The following is a 21,532-nucleotide window of genomic DNA, read 5'->3' as shown; positions in this document are numbered from 1 at the left end:
AATGAGTAAATTTCCAGTTATACAACAGCAAGATAGTATGGATTGTGGTCCTGTATGCTTAGCTATGATATGCAAGTTCTATGGAAAATATTATCCTGTCAGCTTTTTGCATAATTTGTGTTTTATCACTACCGAAGGTGTATCCTTGTATGGTATAGCTTTGGCTGCAGAATCCGTTGGCTTTAGATCTTTTGGGACAATGTTGACTATACAAGAACTTGCAGAAAAAATGCGGTTGCCTTGTATTATATATTGGAACAAGAACCATTTTGTTGTACTATATGAGATTACTAGCAAGAAAACAGGTTATGAGTATTATATAGCTAATCCTGCAGGTGGTGTGAGATTGAAATTCTCAGAAGCAGAATTTGCTAACTCTTTTCTTTGTACCACAAATGAGAATGGCTTACCTGTTGGGGTGGCTTTATATTTAGAGCCTTCCCAACAGTTTTATGAAAATAATGAAAGTATATCCGAAAAAGGTATCTTTAAAAGGAATACGATGAACTTCCTGTATAGATATGTCGCTCCATATAAAAAACATCTTTGTCTTTTATTCGGAGCTGTAGCTCTAGGAACATTTTCCCAGTTTGTTTTGCCCATTCTATCTAAGGCTATTGTGGATGAAGGTATCGCAAATAAAGAAATGAAAATCATTTTTCTGATTCTGTTAGGGCAAATGTTTCTGGAAGTTGGATGTACCACATTAAATTTTATGCGTAATTGGATATTACTAAAGGCAAGTACACAAATAAACATATCGTTAATCTCTGATTACTTGTCAAAGTTGATGCGTCTTCCTATGTCTTTCTTTGAAACAAAGTTGACCGGCGATATAACGCAACGTATCAATGACCATACTAGAATACAAAGTTTTTTGACTAATTCTAGTTTGGATACCATATTCTCTATTATAAGCCTAATAGTGTTTGGTATTATAATTTTGACGTATAATTGGGTTGTGGCTCTGATATTTTGGGGTGGCAGTGTCTTGTATTTATTGTGGGTAAAAATGTTTATGAGGCGACGTGAAATGCTAGATCATAAAATGTTTGCGATGAATTCTGCCAATCAAAGTTCTATAATTCAACTAATAGAAGGAATGCAGGAAATAAAATTGAACGCTTGCGAGCAGACGAAACATTGGGAATGGGAACGCATTCAGCGCAATTTATATCGTCTGTCTTTGAAAGGATTAAAGTTGGCCCAATACCAACAATTGGGCGGAACCTTCATAAACCAAATGAAGAATTTGTCAATAACTTCAATGGTAGCAATGTTTGTCATTAGAGGCAATGTTACCTTGGGTATGATGTTAAGTATACAATATATTATAGGCATGATGAATAGTCCGGTTGAACAACTAGTGAATTTTGCTCGTCAATTACAAGATGCGAAACTAAGTTTAAATCGACTTTGTGATGTTTATTTAGATGACGATGAAGACCAGAAAAATTTAGTTGATTTTTCTGATAGAATGCGTGGTGATATTATTTTGAAGAATGTAAAATTTAGCTATGACAAACTAAGTGATATTCCAACAATAAATGATGTTAGTTTTCAAATACCCGAAGGTAAAGTTACTGCAATAGTTGGACTTAGTGGATCAGGAAAGACAACTCTTCTAAAATTGATATTAGGCTTTTACAATCTTGATGGGGGAAGTATAATGGTTGGGAATGAACAACTAGCAGACTTGAATAAACGTAACTGGCGTAAGAAATGTGGGGTAGTCATGCAAGATGGCTTTATTTTTTCTGATACGATAGCAAGGAATATAGCTTTGGATACGATGAAGTTAGATATAGAACGTGTTAAGAGAGCAGCAAAGATTGCTAATATTCAGAATTATATAGAGAGCTTACCACTTCAATATAACACAAAAATTGGTCGAGATGGACATGGACTAAGCTTAGGTCAAAAACAACGTATTCTTATTGCGCGTGCAGTATATAAAAATCCTGATTATGTATTCTTGGATGAGGCAACAAATTCTTTGGATGCCAATAATGAAAGTGAAATAATGAATCATTTGAATACTTTTATAAAGGGAAAGACTGCTATTGTAATCGCACATAGATTGAGTACAGTTAAGGATGCAGACAATATTATAGTATTAAAAAATGGCCGGATTGTAGAACAAGGCAAGCATGTTTCGCTAATTAGACAAAAAGGCATTTATTATGAGTTGGTCAAGAATCAACTGGAAATTTAAGCTTTAAAATAATTTGGGCTGCCTGTACATCCTGGCAGCCCTGTTACGTTAGTATGTTATGAAATTTGGGAGAATTGAAACTTCACAGCTTCATATTTTTTTACTAAACCTGATTTTTTAGAGAAAGCATAGGCTTTACTACTTACGTTTTCTTGTTTTATTCATAATGAGAGAAGCATCGTGGAGAACTTGGATAAGTTCTATAAGGGCAAGATTGTTGTGATTGTGGCTCATCGCCTAAGCACGGTGAAGAATGCCGACCAAATCGTGGTCATCGACCATGGAAAGGTGGTTGAGATAGGCAACCATGAGTCTTTGACCGCCAAACGAGGGGCATACTATAATCTTGTGAAGAATCAGTTGGAATTGGGAAACTAAAATGTTTTTGACATGGAACAGAAAAAAAAGAATCAGATAATATCGAGTTGAGAAGTGAGAAGGTGAGGAGCGTGATAGGCAAAGTTCCTCCTCGCCTCGTCAGCTTGGGGACTATAATCATTACCGTCATCGTCATCGCCCTCGCAGTCGCTTTCTATAAGATGACAGTATCGGCGAATCGGTACCACTATAGCGCATGAATCGGTACCATCATAGCACTGCATTCGGTACCATCGTATCACTTGAATCGGTACCATCATAGCGCCCCAATCGGTACCAAAAAGATGTAAAGTTCTGCTCATGTATAATAATAACCGCCTATCTTTGCAGAAGAATTTTTAAATCTGTATAGATATGGCACAAAGTAATGTAAACATGAGCAAATTAAAACGTTCATTTCAAATGCTAGCGGCAAAAATACCGCAACGCACCATTTGCGAGCAACTACACATGGGACGTGGCGTACTGAACCGTTACAAGACCTTGGCGGATTCCCAAGGTTTGTCCTATGGCGTGATAGGCCGCATGAGTGACGGGGAAATAGAATCTTTCCTCCAGTTGTCCAAACCCACAGCAGCCCCATCTTCCCAACGTCAGGTGCTGGACGGGCTGTTGCCTGAATATGTGTCAGACTTGTCGCATAACCGCTACCTCACCATTCAAGCCCTGCACGAGTCATACAAGAAGGAGCATCCCGACGGATATGGATACACCCAGTTCAAGAAGTCAATCCGTAAGTATCAGTACTCACACAACCTCAGCTTCCATAACACCTATATTCCTGGGGAAGAGATGCAGATTGACTTCGCCGGCGATACCCTGTGGCTTACCGACCCGAAGACAGGTGAGCTAACCAAGGTTGTCGTCTTGGTCTGTATCCTGCCATACAGCGGCTTGGGATTTGCCAAGGCTATGTACAACGCTTCCATGGAGAACTTCTTCGGCGGTATATCCGATGCCTTCTCTTACTTCGGCGGAACAACTCGCATAGCCAAGAGTGACAACATGAAGCAGTGGGTGAAGAAATACGACCGCTACGAGCCAGCGTTCAATGATGCAGCCGTGGAATGGGCCGCCTACTACGATACAACCCTCCAAACCTGCAGGGTTCGCACTCCCAGGGACAAAGGTCCAGTCGAGGGACTCGTCCAAAAGACCTACAATGCCGTCTACGCTCTGCTACATGACGAGGTGTTTTACAATCTACCGAGTATGAATGCCCGTATCTATGAGTTGATGGACGGCTTCAATGAAAAGCCGTCCAGAACGACAGGGAGAAGCAGACGTGACATCTTCGAGGCGGAAGAGCAACCTACGTTGGGCAAACTGCCCATGACTCCATACCGCTTCAGATATCGCAAGGAGGTGAAACTGTCCGGTACCTATCACGTCATGGTTGACAAGCACAACTATAGCGTGCCATACCAGTATGTCGGGCAAAAGGTGAGCGTACTGTGGGACTTAGATACCGTGGAGGTTTACTCCGGGAGTTCTCGCATAGCCATCCATCAGCGTCGCCAAGGATCTGGATACAGCACGCTTGACGAGCATATGCCAGACAAACATCTTGCCTACAAGCACGGACAGGGATATAACGCCGCCTATTTTCTGGAGGAGGCAGCATTGGTTGGCAGCAACACCACTTCCGCAGTCCAATCCATCCTCAATCGCACGAAGCATGTCGAGCAGTCGTACAAGTCCTGCCAAGGAGTCCTGTCTCTCAAGCGCAAGTATGGCAAGGAGCGCCTGGAGAAGGCCTGCAAGCGTCTGGCAGGTTGTTCATCCATCACCTACACGACCATCCGCAACGTATTGGAGAAGAACCTTGACCAAGTTGACGGGGAAGAAACAGTCTCAAATGTGCCACAGAACGACTATGTGAGAGGCGCGGAGGCATTTATGAACATTTAAACATATATAGTAACATGAACTTACAAGAAACCATCATACAACTCAACGAGTTGAAACTCAGAGGTATGTCATCCTCCTTCGAGGCCATGACCAGCCTTCCTGTACAGAACCGCCCATCCCTGGAAGTCGCCATCTCCAAGATGGTGGATGCAGAGGTGCAGGACAGACGAGATCGAAAGACCGCCATGTATCTAAAAATCAGCAAGCTTAGATATACGGCACTCTTAGAGGATGTCATCTGTGGAACAGACCGCAACTTCACCAAGGATGACCTTGCCGCCATTGCCGACTGTGCCTTCATACGCAGACATGAGAACTTGCTCATACAAGGAAAGTGCGGCTGCGGAAAATCCTTCCTTGCCTGTGCCCTTGGAAGACAGGCTTGCATGCTAGGCTACAGAACTCTCTATCTCAATATGAACAGCTTTGTGGAGAAAGTTGCACTCAGCAAGCTGGATGGGTCGTACCTGAGGATGATAACCAATCTGGAAAAGTATGACTTGCTCATATGGGATGACTTCGGGTTGCAGCCAATGGATGACAAGACCAGACTCGCAATGCTTCAAATCCTAGAAGAGAGATACGAAAGAAAGTCCGTCATTATCGCCTCACAGCTTCCCATTGCCAAATGGTATGATTACATAGGTGATCCTACCTTGGCAGATGCCATTATGGACCGTTTGGTGGCAAATGCAAGTAAAATAGAGTTAAAAGGCGATTCTATGCGCCAGAAATTGAAAAAATAAATTACCTTTGCAAATTGAAAAGCAGAACTGAAATCTTGGTACCGATTGCAGCGATACAAGCGGTACCGATTGCAGTGATAGCATGGTACCGATTACACCGCTACGCTTGGTACCGATACAGCGCTATCGTCATATAAGATACCTTATCCTATATCCATAGAGGCTAATGGTGAGGTTCTCAATCATAGAACAATGCAAGTGTTTGTACCATATAAGTATTTGCATATTTTCGATGAGCCAAGGACAGCTCATGTTTCTTTCGAGGGCAACGACAATGCATCTTATAACTGCAACATCATAAGCCATAATGCCAAACTCATACATAGGGAAGATGGCAACTATTTTATGGCTACAGCCACTGTGAGCACACAGGGACAAAATACCCCAATATTGCAACAGTACATGAAAGCCGATGTCAGAATCATCGTCAGCAATAAAACGTTATGGCAACAGGAGGGTGTGTCATAAGTCTGAATAATAGTTGGCGCATAACAGTTGACCACCGCATGCACAACAGCTGTTGTGTATGCGCATATCAGCTGTTATGCAAGCGCACAACAGCTGTTGTGCGGCCGAAGATACTGACTGTCTCAACAACATATCCTATCTCTTCCAACAACATATCCTATCTCATCCAATAACAAGAAGAGGGTGAATCATAAACTTATGACACACCCTCCTGCTGTTTGTTTTTGGATGCATATTGTGTTGGTAAGCATCAGATTTTACGCAAAAGTTCTAATTTCCATAAAATTCCTCTTGTAAATCATTGGATATTTAGAAAAATATCGTATCTTTGTTCCCGAATTAAGGCGTTCTTTGCTTATTGCAAAATACAGAAACGAGCAGAAGTCCGCTCGTTTCCATATTGTTACCTATATAATATAGGCAAACGCCCAACTTCTTGATTTTCAATCAAAGTCCAATTTAGAGCGAGTTAGGATTTTTAACAAAAGGGACAAAGGGTTAACAGGTTAACAGTTAACAGCTGTTTTTTGCATCCTCCCCCTCTCCCATACCTTATATTATATATAAATATATATACTTATTATTATATGTGAGTGGGGGGAAAGTAGGCATTTTGGGCTGTTAACTGTTAACTCTGTTAACCCCCATTAGGGGAAATAGCCTTTCAGATGCTTCTTGATAATAGGTTAAGTGGCTTATATTAAGCCTAGTAAATGTCATCAATGATGACCGGAAGGAGGCTTAAATGAAGCCTCGCAGTGGCGATAAATTGAGCCACTTGTGTATCCTTTATCATACGCTTGCGTGCAAAATATATAAAATAAGTAAGGGCTGCCAGTACATCCTGGCAGCCCTATTACGTTAGTATGTTATGAAAAATTTGAGAGAATTGAAACTTCACAGCTTCAGAATTGTTTTACTAAACATGATTTTTTTATAGAGAAAGCATAGAAATAATCTACTTTAATAACGTTGGAGACGTTGTTGGAGTGCTTACCTGATCGATGCCTGTGCGTTGCATAGAATCAACCGAAGCAGAATCTCCCATGGCTACGGACACGCCCTTGCCACTCTTGATGTATCCTACGTTTTCAACAGAATCAATGTCATTGCTCTGGAAAGGTACCTGAGCAGCATTGCCCAATGTCAGGATGATAGCTACCACGGCAGCAGCCTTGAAGAGAGGCTTCAGGCGCTCTGTCAAAGAAATCACCTTTGCCTTGTTAGGCTTCTTGGTGTATTCATCCTCAATCATCGCCATCATCTTCTGGTCGAAGTCATCACCCAGCGCCTCTTGCTTAGCCTCGCCCATCTCGTAAGAGAAGAGCGCTTGGTATGGCTTCAGCTCGGCAGGCAACTCGTCCTGACTGAAGAATGCACGGAGAATCTCCTCTTCTTCGAGAGAAGTCTCGCCCTTCCAGTAGCGATCCAAAAGTTGGTTGATGTACTTATAATCCATATCTGTCGAATTGTTGAAATCTTTGTTTGACTGTTTGACGAGCCCTGAAGATGTTCACCTTGACCTGGTCTTCCGTGATGCAGAGGATGTCTGCTATTTCCTTGTAGGACTTTCCTTCGATGTCTCGAAGCTGCAGACAGCTGCGCTGCTTTTCAGGCAACTCGTCGATAATATTCCTTACGATGTCCAGTTTGTCTTTCTGAATCATCCTTTCTGAGGGGGTGGAAGTGTTTTCGTCTAACCTTTCTGTATTCTGCTCTTCCAGCGAATCATTCTGATTTTCCATCTTCTTGATGCGGTCGAGCGAGAGGTTGCGGGCGATGGTGAGGCTGTATGCCTCGATGGAGTCAAGCTCCTGCCATCTGTCGCGGGCGTTCCAGACTTTAATCAGCGTATCCTGTACAACGTCTTCCGCTTCCTCCCGGTTGAGAGTAATGCGAAGGGCCAGCCTGAAGAGTTTGTTCTTCAGCGGCAAAACATCGTTTTGGAAACTGATTTCTTTCATCCCTCTATAATTAATGACGACTATGTTATAAGAAAGTTACAACCAATCTTGATTTATTTCTATTTTTAACTCTTGTTAAGAAAAAAGGTGATGAATTCTTCACTCTTCACTCTTCGTTCTTCACTTAATCACCGTTCCGTGCTTTCCGTCAATGGCGGTAGCAAGGGTGATAATCACCTCTTTCACACCAGCATCAATGGCTGCAAGGGCATTCTCCAACTTAGGAATCATGCCGCCTGCCACGGTACCATCTGCTTTGTATCTCTCAAAATCGGCATGGGTAATCACTGGAATCACGCTGTCGTCATCCTCAGGATTACTGAGCACGCCTTTCTTTTCAAAACTGTATATCAATGTCACGTCGTAGTAAGGAGCCAGAGCCTTGGCTGTCTCGCTGGCTATGGTGTCGGCATTGGTGTTGAGGATGTTGCCCTTGCCGTCATGGGTCAATGGAGCCATCACTGGAGTAATGCCTTCATTAATAAGGGTCTGGAGCATCTTGCCGTTGGCACGTTCTACATCGCCCACGTATCCGAAGTCGATACCGTCCTTCAACGGACGCTTGTGACTGTGGATTACGTCCATATCAGCACCGGTCAGACCGAGAGCATTCACGCCGTTAGCCTGGAGCTTGGCAACCAGGTTCTTGTTGACCAGACCGCCATAAACCATTGTTACCACTTCCAGCATGTCTGCATCAGTGATGCGGCGGCCGTTCACCATCTTGCTCTCGATGCCGAGGGCTGCGGCTACCTTAGTGGCACGGCGGCCACCGCCATGTACCAATACTTTCTTGCCAGGAATGGCTGCGAAATCCTTCAAGAGCTGTGCCAGCTGCTCGCTGTCTTCAACGATGGCACCGCCTACCTTTACTACTGTTACTTTTTCCATCTTTAAGTTTAGTTTATAGTTTATAGTTAATAGTTTATAGGGCAATCTTGCTGTAAACTATTAACTATCAACTGTTAATTCTTACTGAAGATATGTATATCCGAAGAGGCCATTGCGATAGGTGCCCAGGAATTCCTTGCCCTCATCGAGCGAAATCTTGCCTTCCTTCACACTCTTGGTTACCCACTGCTCCAACTGGCGGACGAGCTTCTTCGGATTGTACTGTACGTAATCCAATACCTCCTCTACGGTCTCGCCGTCGAATATCTGGTCGATGCAATATTTGCCGTCCTTTACAGAGATGTGGGCAGCATTGGTGTCACCGAAGAGATTGTGCATGTCGCCCAGAATCTCCTGGTAGGCACCAACGAGGAATACACCGAGATAATATGGCTCGTTCTTCTTCAATGGATGAAGAGGAAGAACGTTGCCGATATGTCCGTCGGTAACGAAGTTGGCAATCTTTCCGTCGCTGTCGCAGGTGATGTCCTGCAAGGTAGCGTTGCGGGTAGGACGCTCGTTCAGACGCTGGATAGGCATGATAGGGAAGAGCTGGTCGATAGCCCAACTGTCTGGCAGGCTCTGGAACAGAGAGAAGTTGCAGAAATACTTGTCGGCAAGAATTTTATCCAATCCTCTGAGCTCTTCTGGTACATGCTTCATGTGCTTGGCAAGATTGTTGATCTCGTGGCACACGCTCCAGTACATTGCCTCAATCTCTGCACGGGTCTTCAAATCTACGATGCCGTGAGAGAAGAGCTGCAATGCCTCTTCGCGAATCTGCTCGGCATCATGCCAGTCTTCCAGCATGTTGCGAGGATTCAGGTTGTCCCATATCTCATAAAGATCCTTCACCAGCTGGTGGTCGGTCTCCTTCGCCTCAAACTCCTCTGGCATTTCTGGCAGGGAAGCTGTCTCCAAGACATCGATAACCAGGACAGAATGATGGGCAGAGAGCGAACGGCCGCTCTCGGTGATGAGGTTAGGGTGCTCGATATTGTTCTTGTTGGCTGCATCTACGAATGTATAGACACAGTCGTTTACATACTCCTGGATAGAGTAGTTTACGGAGCTCTCGCTGCTTGAAGAGCGGGTGCCGTCGTAATCTACACCGAGTCCGCCACCGCAATCTACGAAATCTACATTGTAGCCCATCTTGTGGAGACTAATATAGAACTGGGCTGCCTCACGGAGAGCAGTCTGAATGCGGCGAATCTTGGTAATCTGACTTCCGATATGGAAGTGGATAAGGCGCAGACAGTCGTGGAATCCCATCTCGTCTATCTTCTTGAGGGCTGTGAGCAGTTCTGCGCTGGTCAAACCGAACTTAGATGCATCGCCGCCGCTTTCAGCCCATTTGCCTGAGCCTGAAGAAGCCAGTTTGATGCGGATACCGATGTTTGGCTTTACGTTGAGCTTTTTGGCTACCTTTTCGATGATATCCAGCTCATTGAGCTTTTCTACTACGATAAAGATGCGCTTGCCCATCTTCTGAGCCAGCAAGGCAAGTTCGATGTAGCTCTCGTCCTTGTAGCCGTTACAGATGATGAGCGAGTCGCTCTGTGCCTGTACGGCGATGACGGCGTGGAGTTCAGGCTTAGAGCCAGCCTCCAGTCCGAGGTTGAACTTCTTGCCGTGAGAGATAATCTCCTCAACGACCGGCTGCATCTGGTTCACCTTAATAGGATAGATGACAAAGTTTTCTCCCTTGTATCCATACTCTTCCTTTGCCTTTTGAAAACAGCTGGCTGTCTTCTCGATGCGGTTGTCGAGGATGTCTGGGAAACGGAGCAGTACGGGAGCGTTGATGTCGCGTAATGCCAACTCGTCCATGATGTCGCGCAGGTCTATCTGCGTGTTGTCCTTGCATGGAGTTACATAGACATCACCCTTGTCGTTGATGCCAAAGTAAGAAGTACCCCAACCACAGATGTTGTAGAGCTCCTTCGAGTCTTCAATAGTCCATTTCTTCATTTTCTAATCTTGCTTGCTGGAAATCAGTTTTGTTTGTTACCTTTATTATATATTACTTTATTGGATACGGCTAAATGTTCAGCAGGTCTCTGATCTGCTGAACAATAGCGTTGATTTTATCATAATTGTCCATCACGTTGATATCGATGATGTGTTTTGCCTTCTCGTAGTAAGGCTCTCGAAGTTTCAGCTGCTCATGGATAAACCTGTCTGCCTCTTCCGGTGTTTTGTTGAGCAGCAGAGGGCGTACGCCTTTGCCCATCTTCAGATGAGCGTGAAGGGTTTCTGGAGATGCCTTCAGGTAAAACGTTTCGCCAAGTTGGTTCATGTAGTCCATATTGTCGAAGAAACATGGTGTTCCTCCTCCGCAACTTACCACTACATTTTCAAACTCTGCCACTTCGTGTAGCATATTGTGCTCTATCTTGCGAAATCCCTCTTCTCCAACTTCGTCGAAGATCTGTTTAACGGTCTTGCGCATTCGGCTCTCGATATACCAGTCGAGATCGTAGAACATAACGCCAAGGTCTTTGGCGAGGGCTTTGCCGACCGTTGTCTTGCCGGCGCCCATGTATCCTATGATGATGATTGACTTCATTTTCTTCTGTTTCTATGTCAATGAGGCATGTTTATGATTTCTTTCTGCCTCTAGCCTTTGGTTCTGGAGCAGCTTTGATAATTTCCATACACTCCTCGTATGTAAGCTCCTCTGCACTCTCATGTTTTGCCTTTGGAATGCGGTAATTCTTGCCGTCGTAAGCAATGTATGGACCATACTTGCCATTGAGAATTTCCATCTTATCGTCCTCATCGAAAACTTTGAGATGGCGCTTCTCTTCGGCTTCGCGCTTTTCCTTGATCAGTTCGATGGCTCTATCCAGGGTGATGGTCAGTGGATCATCCTCCTTTGGAATAGAAACATACTTGCGGTTATGGAGGATGTAAGGGCCGTATCGGCCAGAGCCAACTGTTACAGTAATTCCTTCATAATCACCGAGTTCTCTTGGCAGCTTGAAGAGTTCCAAAGCCTCTTCCAGGGTGATGGTTTCTATGCTCTTGTCTGATGGCAGCTGGGCAAACTGAGGCTTGTCCTTATCCTCAGCAGAACCAATCTGTACCACAGGTCCAAAACGGCCAATCTTGACGAATACTGGCTTTCCTGTCTTTGGATCATTTCCGAGATTGCGCTCGCCGGCTTTGTGCTGGTTGCGTGCTTCCAGAACTTCCTTCACTTCAGGCTCAAAGCCCTTGTCGAAATCCTTCATCCAGTTGGTCCATTCGGTCTTTCCTTCTGCAATATCATCAAACTTCTTCTCTACGTCTGCCGTAAAGTTGTAGTTCATGATGTTCGGGAAGTTCTCCATCAGGAAGTCGTTTACTACGATACCGATATCAGTAGGCAGAAGCTTGCCCTTTTCAGAGCCTGCCATCTCTTTTTTCAACTTCTGGGTTATCTTGATGCCCTTCAGAGAATCTATGGTAAATGTGCGCTCTTCACCCGTCTTGTCACCCTTTACCACGTATTGACGCTGCTGGATGGTACTGATGGTTGGAGCATAGGTAGATGGACGGCCGATGCCGAGATCTTCCAGTTTCTTCACCAGACTGGCCTCTGTGTATCTTGCAGGTGCCAGAGAATACTTCTCTGTAGCAAGGATTTCTCTGCGCTGCAATTCATCGCCTTCTTTCAGGGCAGGAAGAATGTGGGAAGAATCCTCAGCATGCTCTTCATCGTCGGTTGACTCAAGATAAACCTTGAGGAAACCATCGAATGAAACAACCTCGCCGGTAGCAACAAACTTTTCGTTTGTGTTGCCGATATTGATGTTGATGGTTGTCTTTTCGAGTTGTGCGTCAGCCATCTGAGATGCGATGGTACGCTTCCAGATGAGTTCGTAAAGGCGCTTCTCCTGAGCGGTTCCTTCGATGGTTGGTTCATTCATATATGTAGGACGGATAGCCTCGTGCGCTTCCTGTGCACCCTTTGAACTGGTGTGGTAGGCACGAGTCTGGCTGTATTCCTTGCCATATTCTCTGATAATCTCATCTTTGCTGGCGTTGGAACAGAGCGTAGAGAGGTTTACGCTATCGGTTCGCATGTAAGTGATGCGTCCGCTTTCGTAAAGTTTCTGGGCTATCATCATGGTCTGTACAACGGTGAAACCAAGCTTGCGTGCTGCCTCCTGTTGCAGAGTAGAAGTAGTGAAAGGTGGTGCAGGAGAACGCTTTAAAGGCTTTTTGGTTACAGATTCAACCATAAACTTAGCGTCTTTACACTTCTCAAGGAAAGCTTCAACCTCTTCGTGGGTATTGAAACGCTGGTCCAGTTCTGCCTTTACCTCTGTTGCATTGCCGCTGTCGCTGATCAGGGCGAAAATAGCGGTAACGCGATAGTATGGAACACTCTGGAACTTCTGGATTTCACGCTCACGTTCTACTATCAGACGGACAGCAACACTCTGTACACGACCTGCAGAAAGGGCTGGCTTAACCTTTCTCCACAAGATAGGAGAAAGCTTGAAACCTACCAGTCGGTCGAGTACACGACGTGCCTGCTGGGCATTCACCAGGTTCATGTCCAGATGGCGTGGGTTCTTGATTGCGTCAAGAATAGCCTGTTTGGTAATCTCGTGGAAGACAATACGGTTTGTCTTCTCCTCATCCAATCCCAGTACTTCGCAAAGATGCCAGCTGATGGCTTCTCCCTCGCGGTCCTCATCGGATGCTAACCAGATTTTCTTGGCTTTCTTCGCATTCGTTTTCAATTCTGTAACGAGTTTTTTCTTTTCCTCTGGAATCTCATAATCAGGTTCCATGGTTTTCTCGTTTATACTAAGTTCCTTCTTCTTCAGGTCACGGATATGACCGTAAGAAGACATAACCTTATAGTCCTTACCTAAAAACTCTTCGATCTTTTTAGCCTTCGCAGGGCTCTCGACGATTACTAAATTCTCTTGCATAAGCTTATACACAATTTTTTTCGGTTGGCAAAAGTAAGTAAACTTTTTGCTTATACCTTATTATATGGTGTTTTTTTTGGTTTTTTTAATGTTTGGGAGCCATATTTGGCTGTATTGAACCCTTTTTATCCCAATTTTGTTTCCAAATAACGATGGAGCCCCTTGCGTATGGAATCGAATGCAAACTCATCAGGATTGAGTCTGCTCAATGGTATCCAGAATGATTCTTCTGCATCGTCCATTGCTTCTATATGAGTGTCGTCTTTCACCTTCACTTCATAGAACATATCGAGGGTATGAACCATGAAACCTGAGTAAAGGTAGAGATTTGGGTAGCTGAACTGATACTTAACCTCAGTTGCATCCAGTCCGGTTTCCTCTTTTACCTCTCTTGCCATACCTTCTTCACCTGTTTCATCCATGTCAACAAAACCGCCTGGCAAATCGAGTGCCCCCTTGGCAGGGTCTTTCTTGCGCCTTACTGCCAGAAGCTCTTCCTTACTGTTGAGTATGAGAGCTACCGTAGCACTGCTTGGATTGAGGTAATAAGAGAATCCGCAGTCCTTACACTTCTTGCTCTTGATGTTGTTGATTTCGAAATGATTAGAGCCGCAAACCGGGCAAAACTGAAACTTATCTAATACGTGACTCATATTATGATTAATGTATAATGATTGATGTTTAATGGAAAAGAATTTATCTTCATGTTATAATTGAAAAGCGGCCGGTCTTTGACTGCTGAACAAAGATCGGCCGCTGGTTATCTGTTATTTACCAATTATCTGTACGGAATGGGAAGAGAGGCAGGTTGCCTGCATTTGCCATATTGCCGAGCTGGAAGTTGCGGAAACAGTAGCGAAGGGCTACCGGTTTCTTTACCTCAGGACTGGTTACGATGACGCACTCATTCCAAGAATCGTTGCCTTCCTGCCAGAAGTGCTTGGCTGTAGCCTTATGGAATACCTTATCTTCGCCTGCAACTTCGAAACCTTCGATACCTTCAAAGCGGTTGTAGGCTCCGTAGGTGTTGTCGAAGTGAACTTTCACGGTGTCCCCAACAATCTTCATCTCCTTGAAGGTCATGCTTTCGCTGAAGAGTCCTTTCACTCCGTAGGTCTTGCTGAGTGCCTGGAGTGCAAGACGTTCGCCTACAGGCTGTTTCTGGCATGGATGAATCTGCTCAACCTCGTATGGGTAAACCAGGTCTTCGGTACAGACGATGCCGCTGTTTGGAATCACCTTGGCTGCATTGAACTGCTGTTCACGGAGCTTAGGTCCCCAATCGCCATTTACGTCGCCATTATGATAAGGTGCAATCTGTACGAAATAGAATGGCAGTTCGCCCTGCTTGAAGTCTCTGCGCCACTGGGCAACGAGGTCGGCAAGACGTTTGGTATACTGGCCGTCCGGGTCGCCCACGTTAGAACATCCCTGATAGAAGAGAATACCCTTTACGCTATAGTTGAGGATAGGGTGGAAAGTTCCGTTACCCCAGAGAAGAGGGTAGAGGAAATCCCACTTAAACTTAGGGTTCTTGGTCATCTTTACAGAGTCGAGATCTTCCTTGGTGTTCTTCTTCAGGTAGTCGCGGTCGAGCCAGCTTTCTACACGGCTTCCACCCTTGTTTGCCATGACCAGACCTACCGGAATATCAAGAGTCTTGTTTATTACCTGGGCAAAGAAGTATCCTGTAGCAGATGCATCGCCTACGGTTTCCGGGTTAACCTCCTTCCATTCGCAGTTGGCATCATCTAACGGCTTACTGCTCATTACGCTAGGAATCTTTACGTAATGTACGCCTTTGTACTGGTTTGCTTCGAGCACCGCCTTGTTGTAACCTTCTACAGGGCAGTTGCCGAATCCTTTTACAGGCATCTCCATGTTGCTCTGACCTGCACAAACCCATACTTCTCCTGCCAGCACATTGTTGAGAGTGGTCTTTTCGCCATCATCGAAAGTGATGGAGAGTGGGGTGTAGCTCGCCTTCGGGGTTTGTACTTTGATAGCCCATTTGCCATCCTTTCCGGTCTTGGCAGAATATTTCTGCCCAGACCATGAGGTGGTTACCTCTACGGTAGTTCCTGGTTTATCCCATCCCCAGAGGCTAGCCTCTGTGTTTTGCTGTAAAATCATGTTGTCACCCAAGATGTGTGGCAACTTTACTTTAGCCTGTGCTCCTGTTGTGATAAGCGCCAAGGCTGCCATTGCTAAAAATTTCTTATTCATTTTTTAGGGTTTAAAAGTTTATCGTTTTTTTTGTTCTTAAGTTCCTTGTATGGTTCGTATTCTGATATTGCCATCTATGTTATCATGAAAGCAGATACAGAACTGACGTTAAAGAATAAGAGTTAGAAGCTGGAAGATGAAAAGCCGAAACTGTTCTCTCCAAACTTCTAACTCCTGGTTATCTTATGGTTATCTTAAAGAAGGTTCTTGATGGCTGCCTCTATGTCCTTAATCTGTGCATCACGTGCCTGCAGGGTGTTGGTGCGGTCGATCAGGAAGAAGGTAGGAATGCTCTGGACATTGTAGAGAGCCAGACTTTTGCCCTGAATGCCATCTTCATCGCGTACGCAAATCCAAGGGATGGCAGCGGTAGAGGTCTTCCAGAAGTGCTCGTCAGGGTCTACTGATACCTGATAAATCTCCAGTCCGGCAGCATGATACTTGTTGTAGAGTTCACGCAACATCATGATGCGCTTGGTGCTCTCTTTGCTGGCGAAGAGATGGAAGTCGAGCAGTACCACCTTGCCCTTGAGGTCGGAGAGACGGCGTACCTGTCCCTTGTTGTCCTGAAGTGCAAGTTCGATGCATCCGTTTACGCTCACCTTGCCAGCCTCAATCTGCTGCTGTGCCATCTGGTTCTCGATGATGCGGATGTCTTTCATTCCCTCGATGGCGATATTGTGGAGGTTCTTGCCACGCTCAGCGCCAGGATAGTAGGTATCCCAACTGGTTGCTACGGCAGCAAATACCTTCACGTCGTCTTTGTTGTTGCGAGGGTTGAAGATAAGTGTATTCACATTGCCCAACTGTACCGTTTGGAAGAGCGCATAGTAAGCGTATGCCTTCATAGGCTCCTTGAAGATGTAGTTGGTCTTGATGTCCTGTTTGTAAGCCTGGAGCATGCGGCCTACGATGGATTCGATAGAATCGTTGCCGATGTTAGGATCTTTCACGAGCCCGTTGATATTGCTCTGGAGTGTCATCTGCTTAAGAGACAACTCCTTGATCTTGTTGCAGTTTTCAGAACCTTCCACTTCGTATTTGAAGCTCATCTGCGGATAAGCCGCCTTTACCTTGACGGTTTCTGTAGAATCGATGGAAAGATTGATGGTTTGGTTGGCGATGCGTAAGCGGTAGAACTCTGGGGTAACAGAGTCCATGGCAGCCTCGTCGAAGGCAAAGGCACCATCCTCGCCCAGTTTCACAGAGTCGATTTTCACAGGACCGTTCAGGCTGATGTTCTCCAGATAGAGCATAGAGTCCTGAGCCTCTGTGATATTGCCGTTGATGTGGAATTTCTTGTTGTTACAAGAAGTCAAAGCCAGTGCAGCTACCATAATCGCTGCCACTGAAAAGAGTCTAGTTATCTTCATGAATTTTATTATTTTGCAAAATTATCGAGTGCAAAGATAGTAATAAAATTGCGAATAATGCACCTTCTATAGATAAATTATTTAAAAAAGTGGAAAATAATTGCTGATTTATTTGTTTATTAATAATTAAAGAGGTATCTTTGCAGCGTTTTAGATATTTTAGATGTTAGACAAAACAATAAGTTTTAAATTTAGATGAACGTAATTACAAAAAGTGTTCAGTTGCCTGATGGAAGAACCATCACAATTGAGACCGGAAAAGTTGCAAAACAGGCTGATGGTGCTGCGGTTCTCCGCATGGGTAACACAGTGCTTCTCGCAACTGTTTGTGCAGCAAAGGATGCAGTTCCGGGTACAGATTTTATGCCTTTGCAAGTAGATTATCGTGAGCAGTACAGTGCTGCAGGTCGTTTCCCTGGTGGTTTCACCAAGCGCGAAGGCAAAGCCAGCGATGAGGAAATCCTTACCTCTCGTCTTGTGGACCGTGCTTTGCGTCCACTTTTCCCTTCTAACTACCATGCAGAAGTTTACGTACAGGTAATGTTGCTCTCAGCCGATGGTGTTGACCAGCCAGATGCCCTCGCAGGTTTCGCTGCTTCAGCTGCCATGGCTTGTTCAGATATTCCTTTCGAGTACTATATCTCTGAGGTTCGTGTAGCTCGTATCAATGGTGAGTATGTTGTTAACCCTACATTCCAGCAGATGGAAGAGGCAGACATGGATATCATGGTTGGTGCTACCAAGGACAATATCATGATGGTAGAAGGTGAGATGAAGGAAGTTTCTGAGCAGGATCTCATTGGTGCCCTCAAGGTGGCTGCCGAGGCTATCAAGCCTATGTGCGAGCTCCAGTATGAGTTGGCTAAGGAGAAGGGTACTGACGTGAAGCGTGAGTATGACCACGAGATCAACGATGAGGAACTCCGTGAGCAGATCAAGTCTGAGCTTTACAAGCCAGCTTATGATATCAATCATCAGGCTTTGGAGAAGCATGCACGTCAGGATGCTTTCGGCAAGGTTTTGGCTGATTTCCTCGAGAAGTATGACGCTGCTCATACCGATCTTTCTGAGGAAGACCTGGAGGAGAAGCACGCTGAGGCTACCCGTTACTATGATGACGTAATGCGCGATGCTATGCGCCGTTGCATCCTCGATGAGGGCTTGCGCCTTGATGGTCGTGCTACTACAGATATCCGCCCTATCTGGTGCGAGGTGTCTCCACTCCCAATGCCTCACGGAAGCGCTATCTTCCAGCGTGGTGAGACCATGTCTCTCTCTACATGTACTCTTGGTACAAAGATGGACGAGAAGCTTATCGACGGTGTGCTCGAGAAGAGCTACCAGCGCTTCCTCCTTCATTATAACTTCCCTCCATTCTCTACAGGTGAGGCTAAGGCTCAGCGCGGCGTAGGCCGTCGTGAGATTGGTCACGGTCACTTGGCATGGCGTGGTTTGAAGGGTCAGATTCCTACAGACTTCCCTTACACAGTACGTTTGGTAAGCCAGATCTTGGAGTCTAACGGTTCTTCTTCTATGGCTACTGTTTGTGCTGGTACTCTCGCCCTGATGGATGCAGGTGTTCCTATGAAGAAGCCAGTTTCTGGTATCGCTATGGGTCTTATCAAGAACCCAGGTGAGGACAAGTACGCTATCCTCAGTGATATCCTCGGTGATGAGGACCACTTGGGTGATATGGACTTCAAGACCACTGGTACCCGCGATGGTTTGACCGCTACACAGATGGATATCAAGTGTGATGGTTTGAGCTTCGAGATTCTTGAGGAGGCTTTGATGCAGGCTAAGGCTGGTCGTGAGCACATCCTCAACTGCATGATGGAGACAATCTCTGAGCCACGTGCTGAGATGAAGCCACAGGTTCCACGTATCGTAGCATTCGATATCCCTAAGGAGTTCATCGGTGCTGTTATCGGCCCTGGTGGTAAGATTATCCAGCAGATGCAGGAGGATACTGGTGCGACAATCACTATCGAGGAGACTGATGGTAAGGGTCACGTCCAGGTATCTGCTCCTAACAAGGATTCTATCGATGCAGCTTTGGCTAAGATTAAGGCTATCGTAGCTGTTCCTGAGGTTGGTGAGGTTTACGAGGGTACAGTTCGCTCTATCATGCCTTACGGTTGCTTCGTAGAGATTCTCCCTGGTAAGGATGGTTTGCTCCACATCTCTGAGATTGATTGGAAGCGTCTTGAGACAGTTGAAGAGGCTGGCATCAAGGAAGGCGACAAGATCAAGGTGAAGTTGATGGAGATTGATCCTAAGACTGGCAAGTACAAACTTTCTCATCGTGTATTGATGGAGAAGCCAGAGGGTTATGTAGAGCGTGAGCGTCGTCCACGTCCTGAGCGCGGTGAGCGTCGCGGTCGTCGTGATGATCGTCATGAAGGTCGTGGTGAGCGTCCAGCTCGTCAGCCACGTCGTTACGAGCATCGTAATGATGAGCAGGCTCCTAAGGAGTTCAACGACTCTTTGGATCACAACAATGATGTAGAATAATCTGCGTATTAGACACATTATTATATATAAAGAGGGTGTGTCATAAGTCTATGGCGCACCCTCTTTTATGTTATTTATTGCATAATCCTAGAAGTATCGTAGCCTATTCCAAAACGGGAATCATATTATATCGTCTGCAAATTTTACTTTTTCCGATCTTCTCTATTATAAACAGGCAAGAAGTTCACAAAAGGGCATAGTTATCCCTGACGATAAAACAACCAAAATTGAGTTTTATCGTTTTATACCCAAATATTTCTTCAAATTGAATCCCATTCCGAACAATCCTAGATCCATATAAACCTTGTCCATTCCAAAATGCCTGAATCGCTTATAATGCATATCCGCCTTCATCTGCCCAAATACAGCTTCCGGCTCTATCGGTCGCTGGCTTCTGTGTTTCAAGCCCTCTTCAGACGTTAGTAGCAGGAAGGCTTCCTTTTTATATGCATTCAGTTTATGGTTGACATATATGGTTCTGTTGCCTTTGGATTTCTTGCAGAGACTTCCAAGCGGACATCCATCACATCGTTGTGCTCTATATAATGTAATGACAGACACATAGCCGGAGTCACTTTTCGTTTGCCGTTGTCCACAAGGTTCCATGTGTTGTCCCATGGGGCAGACATAATAGTCATCATCCCTGTTGTAGTAGAAGTTCGCTTGGTTGAAGGCATCCTCCTTGAAAGGCTTATGCTGTTCCTTGTGAAACCAGTTGTACTTTACATAACCCATCATTTCTTCCATCTCTAGGTACTCGTAGTTCTCCTCCGAGCCATACCCTGAGTCTGCGGTGACGCTCTTGGATTGCTTTCCATATCTTTTCTTGTACTTATCCAAAAAAGGCTTGAAGGTCAGGGTGTCTGTTGGATTGGGATAAAGGGCGAAATTCGTCCAATATTGATTCTCTGTCGCAATTTGAAGGTTATAGGCAGGCTTTGTCTGCCCATTGTTCATGGCATCTTCCTTGAGGCGCATGAAGGTCGCATCGGGATCAGTCTTGGAGTAACTGTTTCTCTCGCCCAGTATATCCAGTGATTTTTCATACTCGCACAGTTTGTCCGAGGCTTTGAACAAGTGATCTATCTGAGTATTTAGCTTTTGCTTCTCTCTTCCTGTAAGCTTTGCCTTAGGAAGGTTCTTAGCTTGCCTCTCACACAAACGTGCACTTCTCTCTACATCCTTGGCGGAAGTGGCTGGCTCGCTGTCTTCTTCCTTAATGTCACTCCCGCCATTCAGGCGAATTTGTTCTTTTATCTGAGCCAATGCAGCAGAGGTCTTTTCCAAGAGCTTAGCCCTGTTCTTTTCCACAGTCTTCTTCCATACAAACGTGTACTTGTTTGCTTTCGACTCTATCTTAGTGCCATCAACATATTGTTCCTCCAGACTAATCACGCCCTTTTCAACCAATATGGAGACGACTGCATCAAAATAAAAGTCGATGCATTTAATCATATGATTGGATCTAAAGCGGTTGATTGTTGCGAAAGATAGTTGCTTACCTCCACAAATCCACATATAGCGAACATCGTATTTAAGTGCGTCCGCTATGCCACGACAGGAATAAACGCCATTGATATAGGCAAAAACAACTAAACTTAGAAGCATCTTCGGACTGTAAGGAGGAGCACCAATCCCATCATAGGTATCCATGAGAGGGTTGATGTCCATACTGCGAATAATATGATCCACCATACGAACTTTGCTGTCTTTTGGCACATAATCATCGAAAGAGTTAGGAAAAAAGCTCAATTCGTGCCGAGTTTCAGATTTTATTTGTATCTTTGCCATACTTAAAGAAGTTTTCTGCAAAGATACAAATCTTTTGCGGAAAGGCAAAGCCCGAGCTTGTGAAAGTTTGGGCTTTGTTGTAAATAAAAACAATTTTTTCAGTTCTGTATCTGGAAAAAGA

16 protein-coding genes and 1 pseudogene are annotated in these 21,532 nt (G+C 45.0%); 6 read left to right on the top strand and 11 right to left on the bottom strand.

All coding sequences use genetic code 11. The features are described 5' to 3' along the window. Position 1: 1 nt before the first annotated feature. Together ONT08_RS05220 and ONT08_RS05215 are read left to right on the top strand one after the other, a co-directional pair. Positions 2 to 2,215 carry a peptidase domain-containing ABC transporter gene (locus ONT08_RS05220; protein ID WP_264959395.1) on the top strand — a complete coding sequence of 738 codons (2,214 nt, stop codon included), beginning with the start codon at positions 2 to 4 and terminating at the stop codon, positions 2,213 to 2,215. A gap of 159 nt (positions 2,216 to 2,374) precedes the next feature. Next, a pseudogene (locus ONT08_RS05215) lies at positions 2,375 to 2,593 on the top strand (peptidase domain-containing ABC transporter); the annotation flags it as partial. Between the two features lie 32 nt (positions 2,594 to 2,625). Here the strand turns inward: ONT08_RS05215 and ONT08_RS05210 are convergent. Continuing rightward, on the bottom strand, positions 2,626 to 2,895 hold the full coding sequence (locus ONT08_RS05210) for a hypothetical protein (protein ID WP_264959394.1): 270 nt from the start codon (positions 2,893 to 2,895) through the stop codon (positions 2,626 to 2,628). Positions 2,896 to 2,947: 52 nt separating this feature from the next. Between ONT08_RS05210 and istA the strand changes: the two genes are divergently transcribed. The 3 genes from istA to ONT08_RS05195 all read left to right on the top strand — a co-directional run bounded on the left by istA (position 2,948) and on the right by ONT08_RS05195 (position 5,718). After that, positions 2,948 to 4,504, top strand: a complete 1,557-nt coding sequence (gene istA, locus ONT08_RS05205; protein ID WP_264959393.1) for an IS21 family transposase — start codon at positions 2,948 to 2,950, stop codon at positions 4,502 to 4,504. A 14-nt stretch (positions 4,505 to 4,518) separates the two neighbouring features. Next, a complete protein-coding gene (gene istB, locus ONT08_RS05200; RefSeq protein WP_118201903.1) occupies positions 4,519 to 5,250 on the top strand; it encodes an IS21-like element helper ATPase IstB in 732 nt (243 codons plus the stop codon). Positions 5,251 to 5,442: 192 nt separating this feature from the next. Beyond that, positions 5,443 to 5,718 (top strand): hypothetical protein, encoded by a 276-nt coding sequence (locus ONT08_RS05195; RefSeq protein ID WP_264959392.1) that lies wholly within the window; start codon positions 5,443 to 5,445, stop codon positions 5,716 to 5,718. Between the two features lie 958 nt (positions 5,719 to 6,676). Here the strand turns inward: ONT08_RS05195 and ONT08_RS05190 are convergent. The 9 genes from ONT08_RS05190 to ONT08_RS05150 form a co-directional block, all read right to left on the bottom strand. Continuing rightward, positions 6,677 to 7,177 carry a pyruvate ferredoxin oxidoreductase gene (locus tag ONT08_RS05190; RefSeq protein ID WP_118153548.1) on the bottom strand — a complete coding sequence of 167 codons (501 nt, stop codon included), beginning with the start codon at positions 7,175 to 7,177 and terminating at the stop codon, positions 6,677 to 6,679. After that, entirely contained in the window at positions 7,167 to 7,682 is a 516-nt protein-coding gene (locus tag ONT08_RS05185; protein WP_117587637.1) for an RNA polymerase sigma factor, read from the bottom strand. The genes ONT08_RS05190 and ONT08_RS05185 overlap by 11 nt, the downstream gene beginning before the upstream one ends. A gap of 120 nt (positions 7,683 to 7,802) precedes the next feature. Continuing rightward, on the bottom strand, positions 7,803 to 8,573 hold the full coding sequence (argB, locus tag ONT08_RS05180; protein WP_118063343.1) for an acetylglutamate kinase: 771 nt from the start codon (positions 8,571 to 8,573) through the stop codon (positions 7,803 to 7,805). An 81-nt stretch (positions 8,574 to 8,654) separates the two neighbouring features. Beyond that, entirely contained in the window at positions 8,655 to 10,547 is a 1,893-nt protein-coding gene (speA, locus tag ONT08_RS05175) for a biosynthetic arginine decarboxylase (RefSeq protein ID WP_117587635.1), read from the bottom strand. Between the two features lie 70 nt (positions 10,548 to 10,617). Beyond that, positions 10,618 to 11,145 (bottom strand): shikimate kinase, encoded by a 528-nt coding sequence (locus tag ONT08_RS05170; RefSeq protein WP_118085983.1) that lies wholly within the window; start codon positions 11,143 to 11,145, stop codon positions 10,618 to 10,620. 31 nt (positions 11,146 to 11,176) lie between these two features. Then, complete coding sequence (gene topA, locus ONT08_RS05165; protein ID WP_119236001.1) at positions 11,177 to 13,507, bottom strand: type I DNA topoisomerase; 2,331 nt, start codon at positions 13,505 to 13,507, stop codon at positions 11,177 to 11,179. 125 nt (positions 13,508 to 13,632) lie between these two features. Continuing rightward, positions 13,633 to 14,160, bottom strand: coding sequence for an NUDIX hydrolase (locus tag ONT08_RS05160; protein WP_006849196.1), 528 nt, complete (start codon positions 14,158 to 14,160; stop codon positions 13,633 to 13,635). A 118-nt stretch (positions 14,161 to 14,278) separates the two neighbouring features. Further along, positions 14,279 to 15,733 carry a sialate O-acetylesterase gene (locus ONT08_RS05155; RefSeq protein ID WP_264959391.1) on the bottom strand — a complete coding sequence of 485 codons (1,455 nt, stop codon included), beginning with the start codon at positions 15,731 to 15,733 and terminating at the stop codon, positions 14,279 to 14,281. A 194-nt stretch (positions 15,734 to 15,927) separates the two neighbouring features. After that, complete coding sequence (locus ONT08_RS05150) at positions 15,928 to 17,106, bottom strand: TlpA disulfide reductase family protein (RefSeq protein WP_264959390.1); 1,179 nt, start codon at positions 17,104 to 17,106, stop codon at positions 15,928 to 15,930. A gap of 195 nt (positions 17,107 to 17,301) precedes the next feature. On the opposite strand from ONT08_RS05150, the gene pnp reads away from it, so the two are divergent. Further along, a complete protein-coding gene (pnp, locus tag ONT08_RS05145) occupies positions 17,302 to 19,620 on the top strand; it encodes a polyribonucleotide nucleotidyltransferase (RefSeq protein ID WP_264959389.1) in 2,319 nt (772 codons plus the stop codon). A gap of 234 nt (positions 19,621 to 19,854) precedes the next feature. Here the strand turns inward: pnp and ONT08_RS05140 are convergent, their stop codons facing one another. After that, the gene (locus ONT08_RS05140; protein ID WP_264959388.1) at positions 19,855 to 21,411 is read right to left on the bottom strand and encodes an IS1182 family transposase; all 1,557 of its coding nucleotides are present in this window, start codon (positions 21,409 to 21,411) and stop codon (positions 19,855 to 19,857) included. Positions 21,412 to 21,532 lie beyond the last annotated feature (121 nt).

Origin of the sequence: Segatella copri, from assembly GCF_026015465.1 — a bacterium.
In the GTDB taxonomy this organism is placed as follows: Bacteria; Bacteroidota; Bacteroidia; order Bacteroidales; family Bacteroidaceae; genus Prevotella; species Prevotella copri_E.
This window is presented reverse-complemented; position numbering and strand designations above follow the sequence as displayed.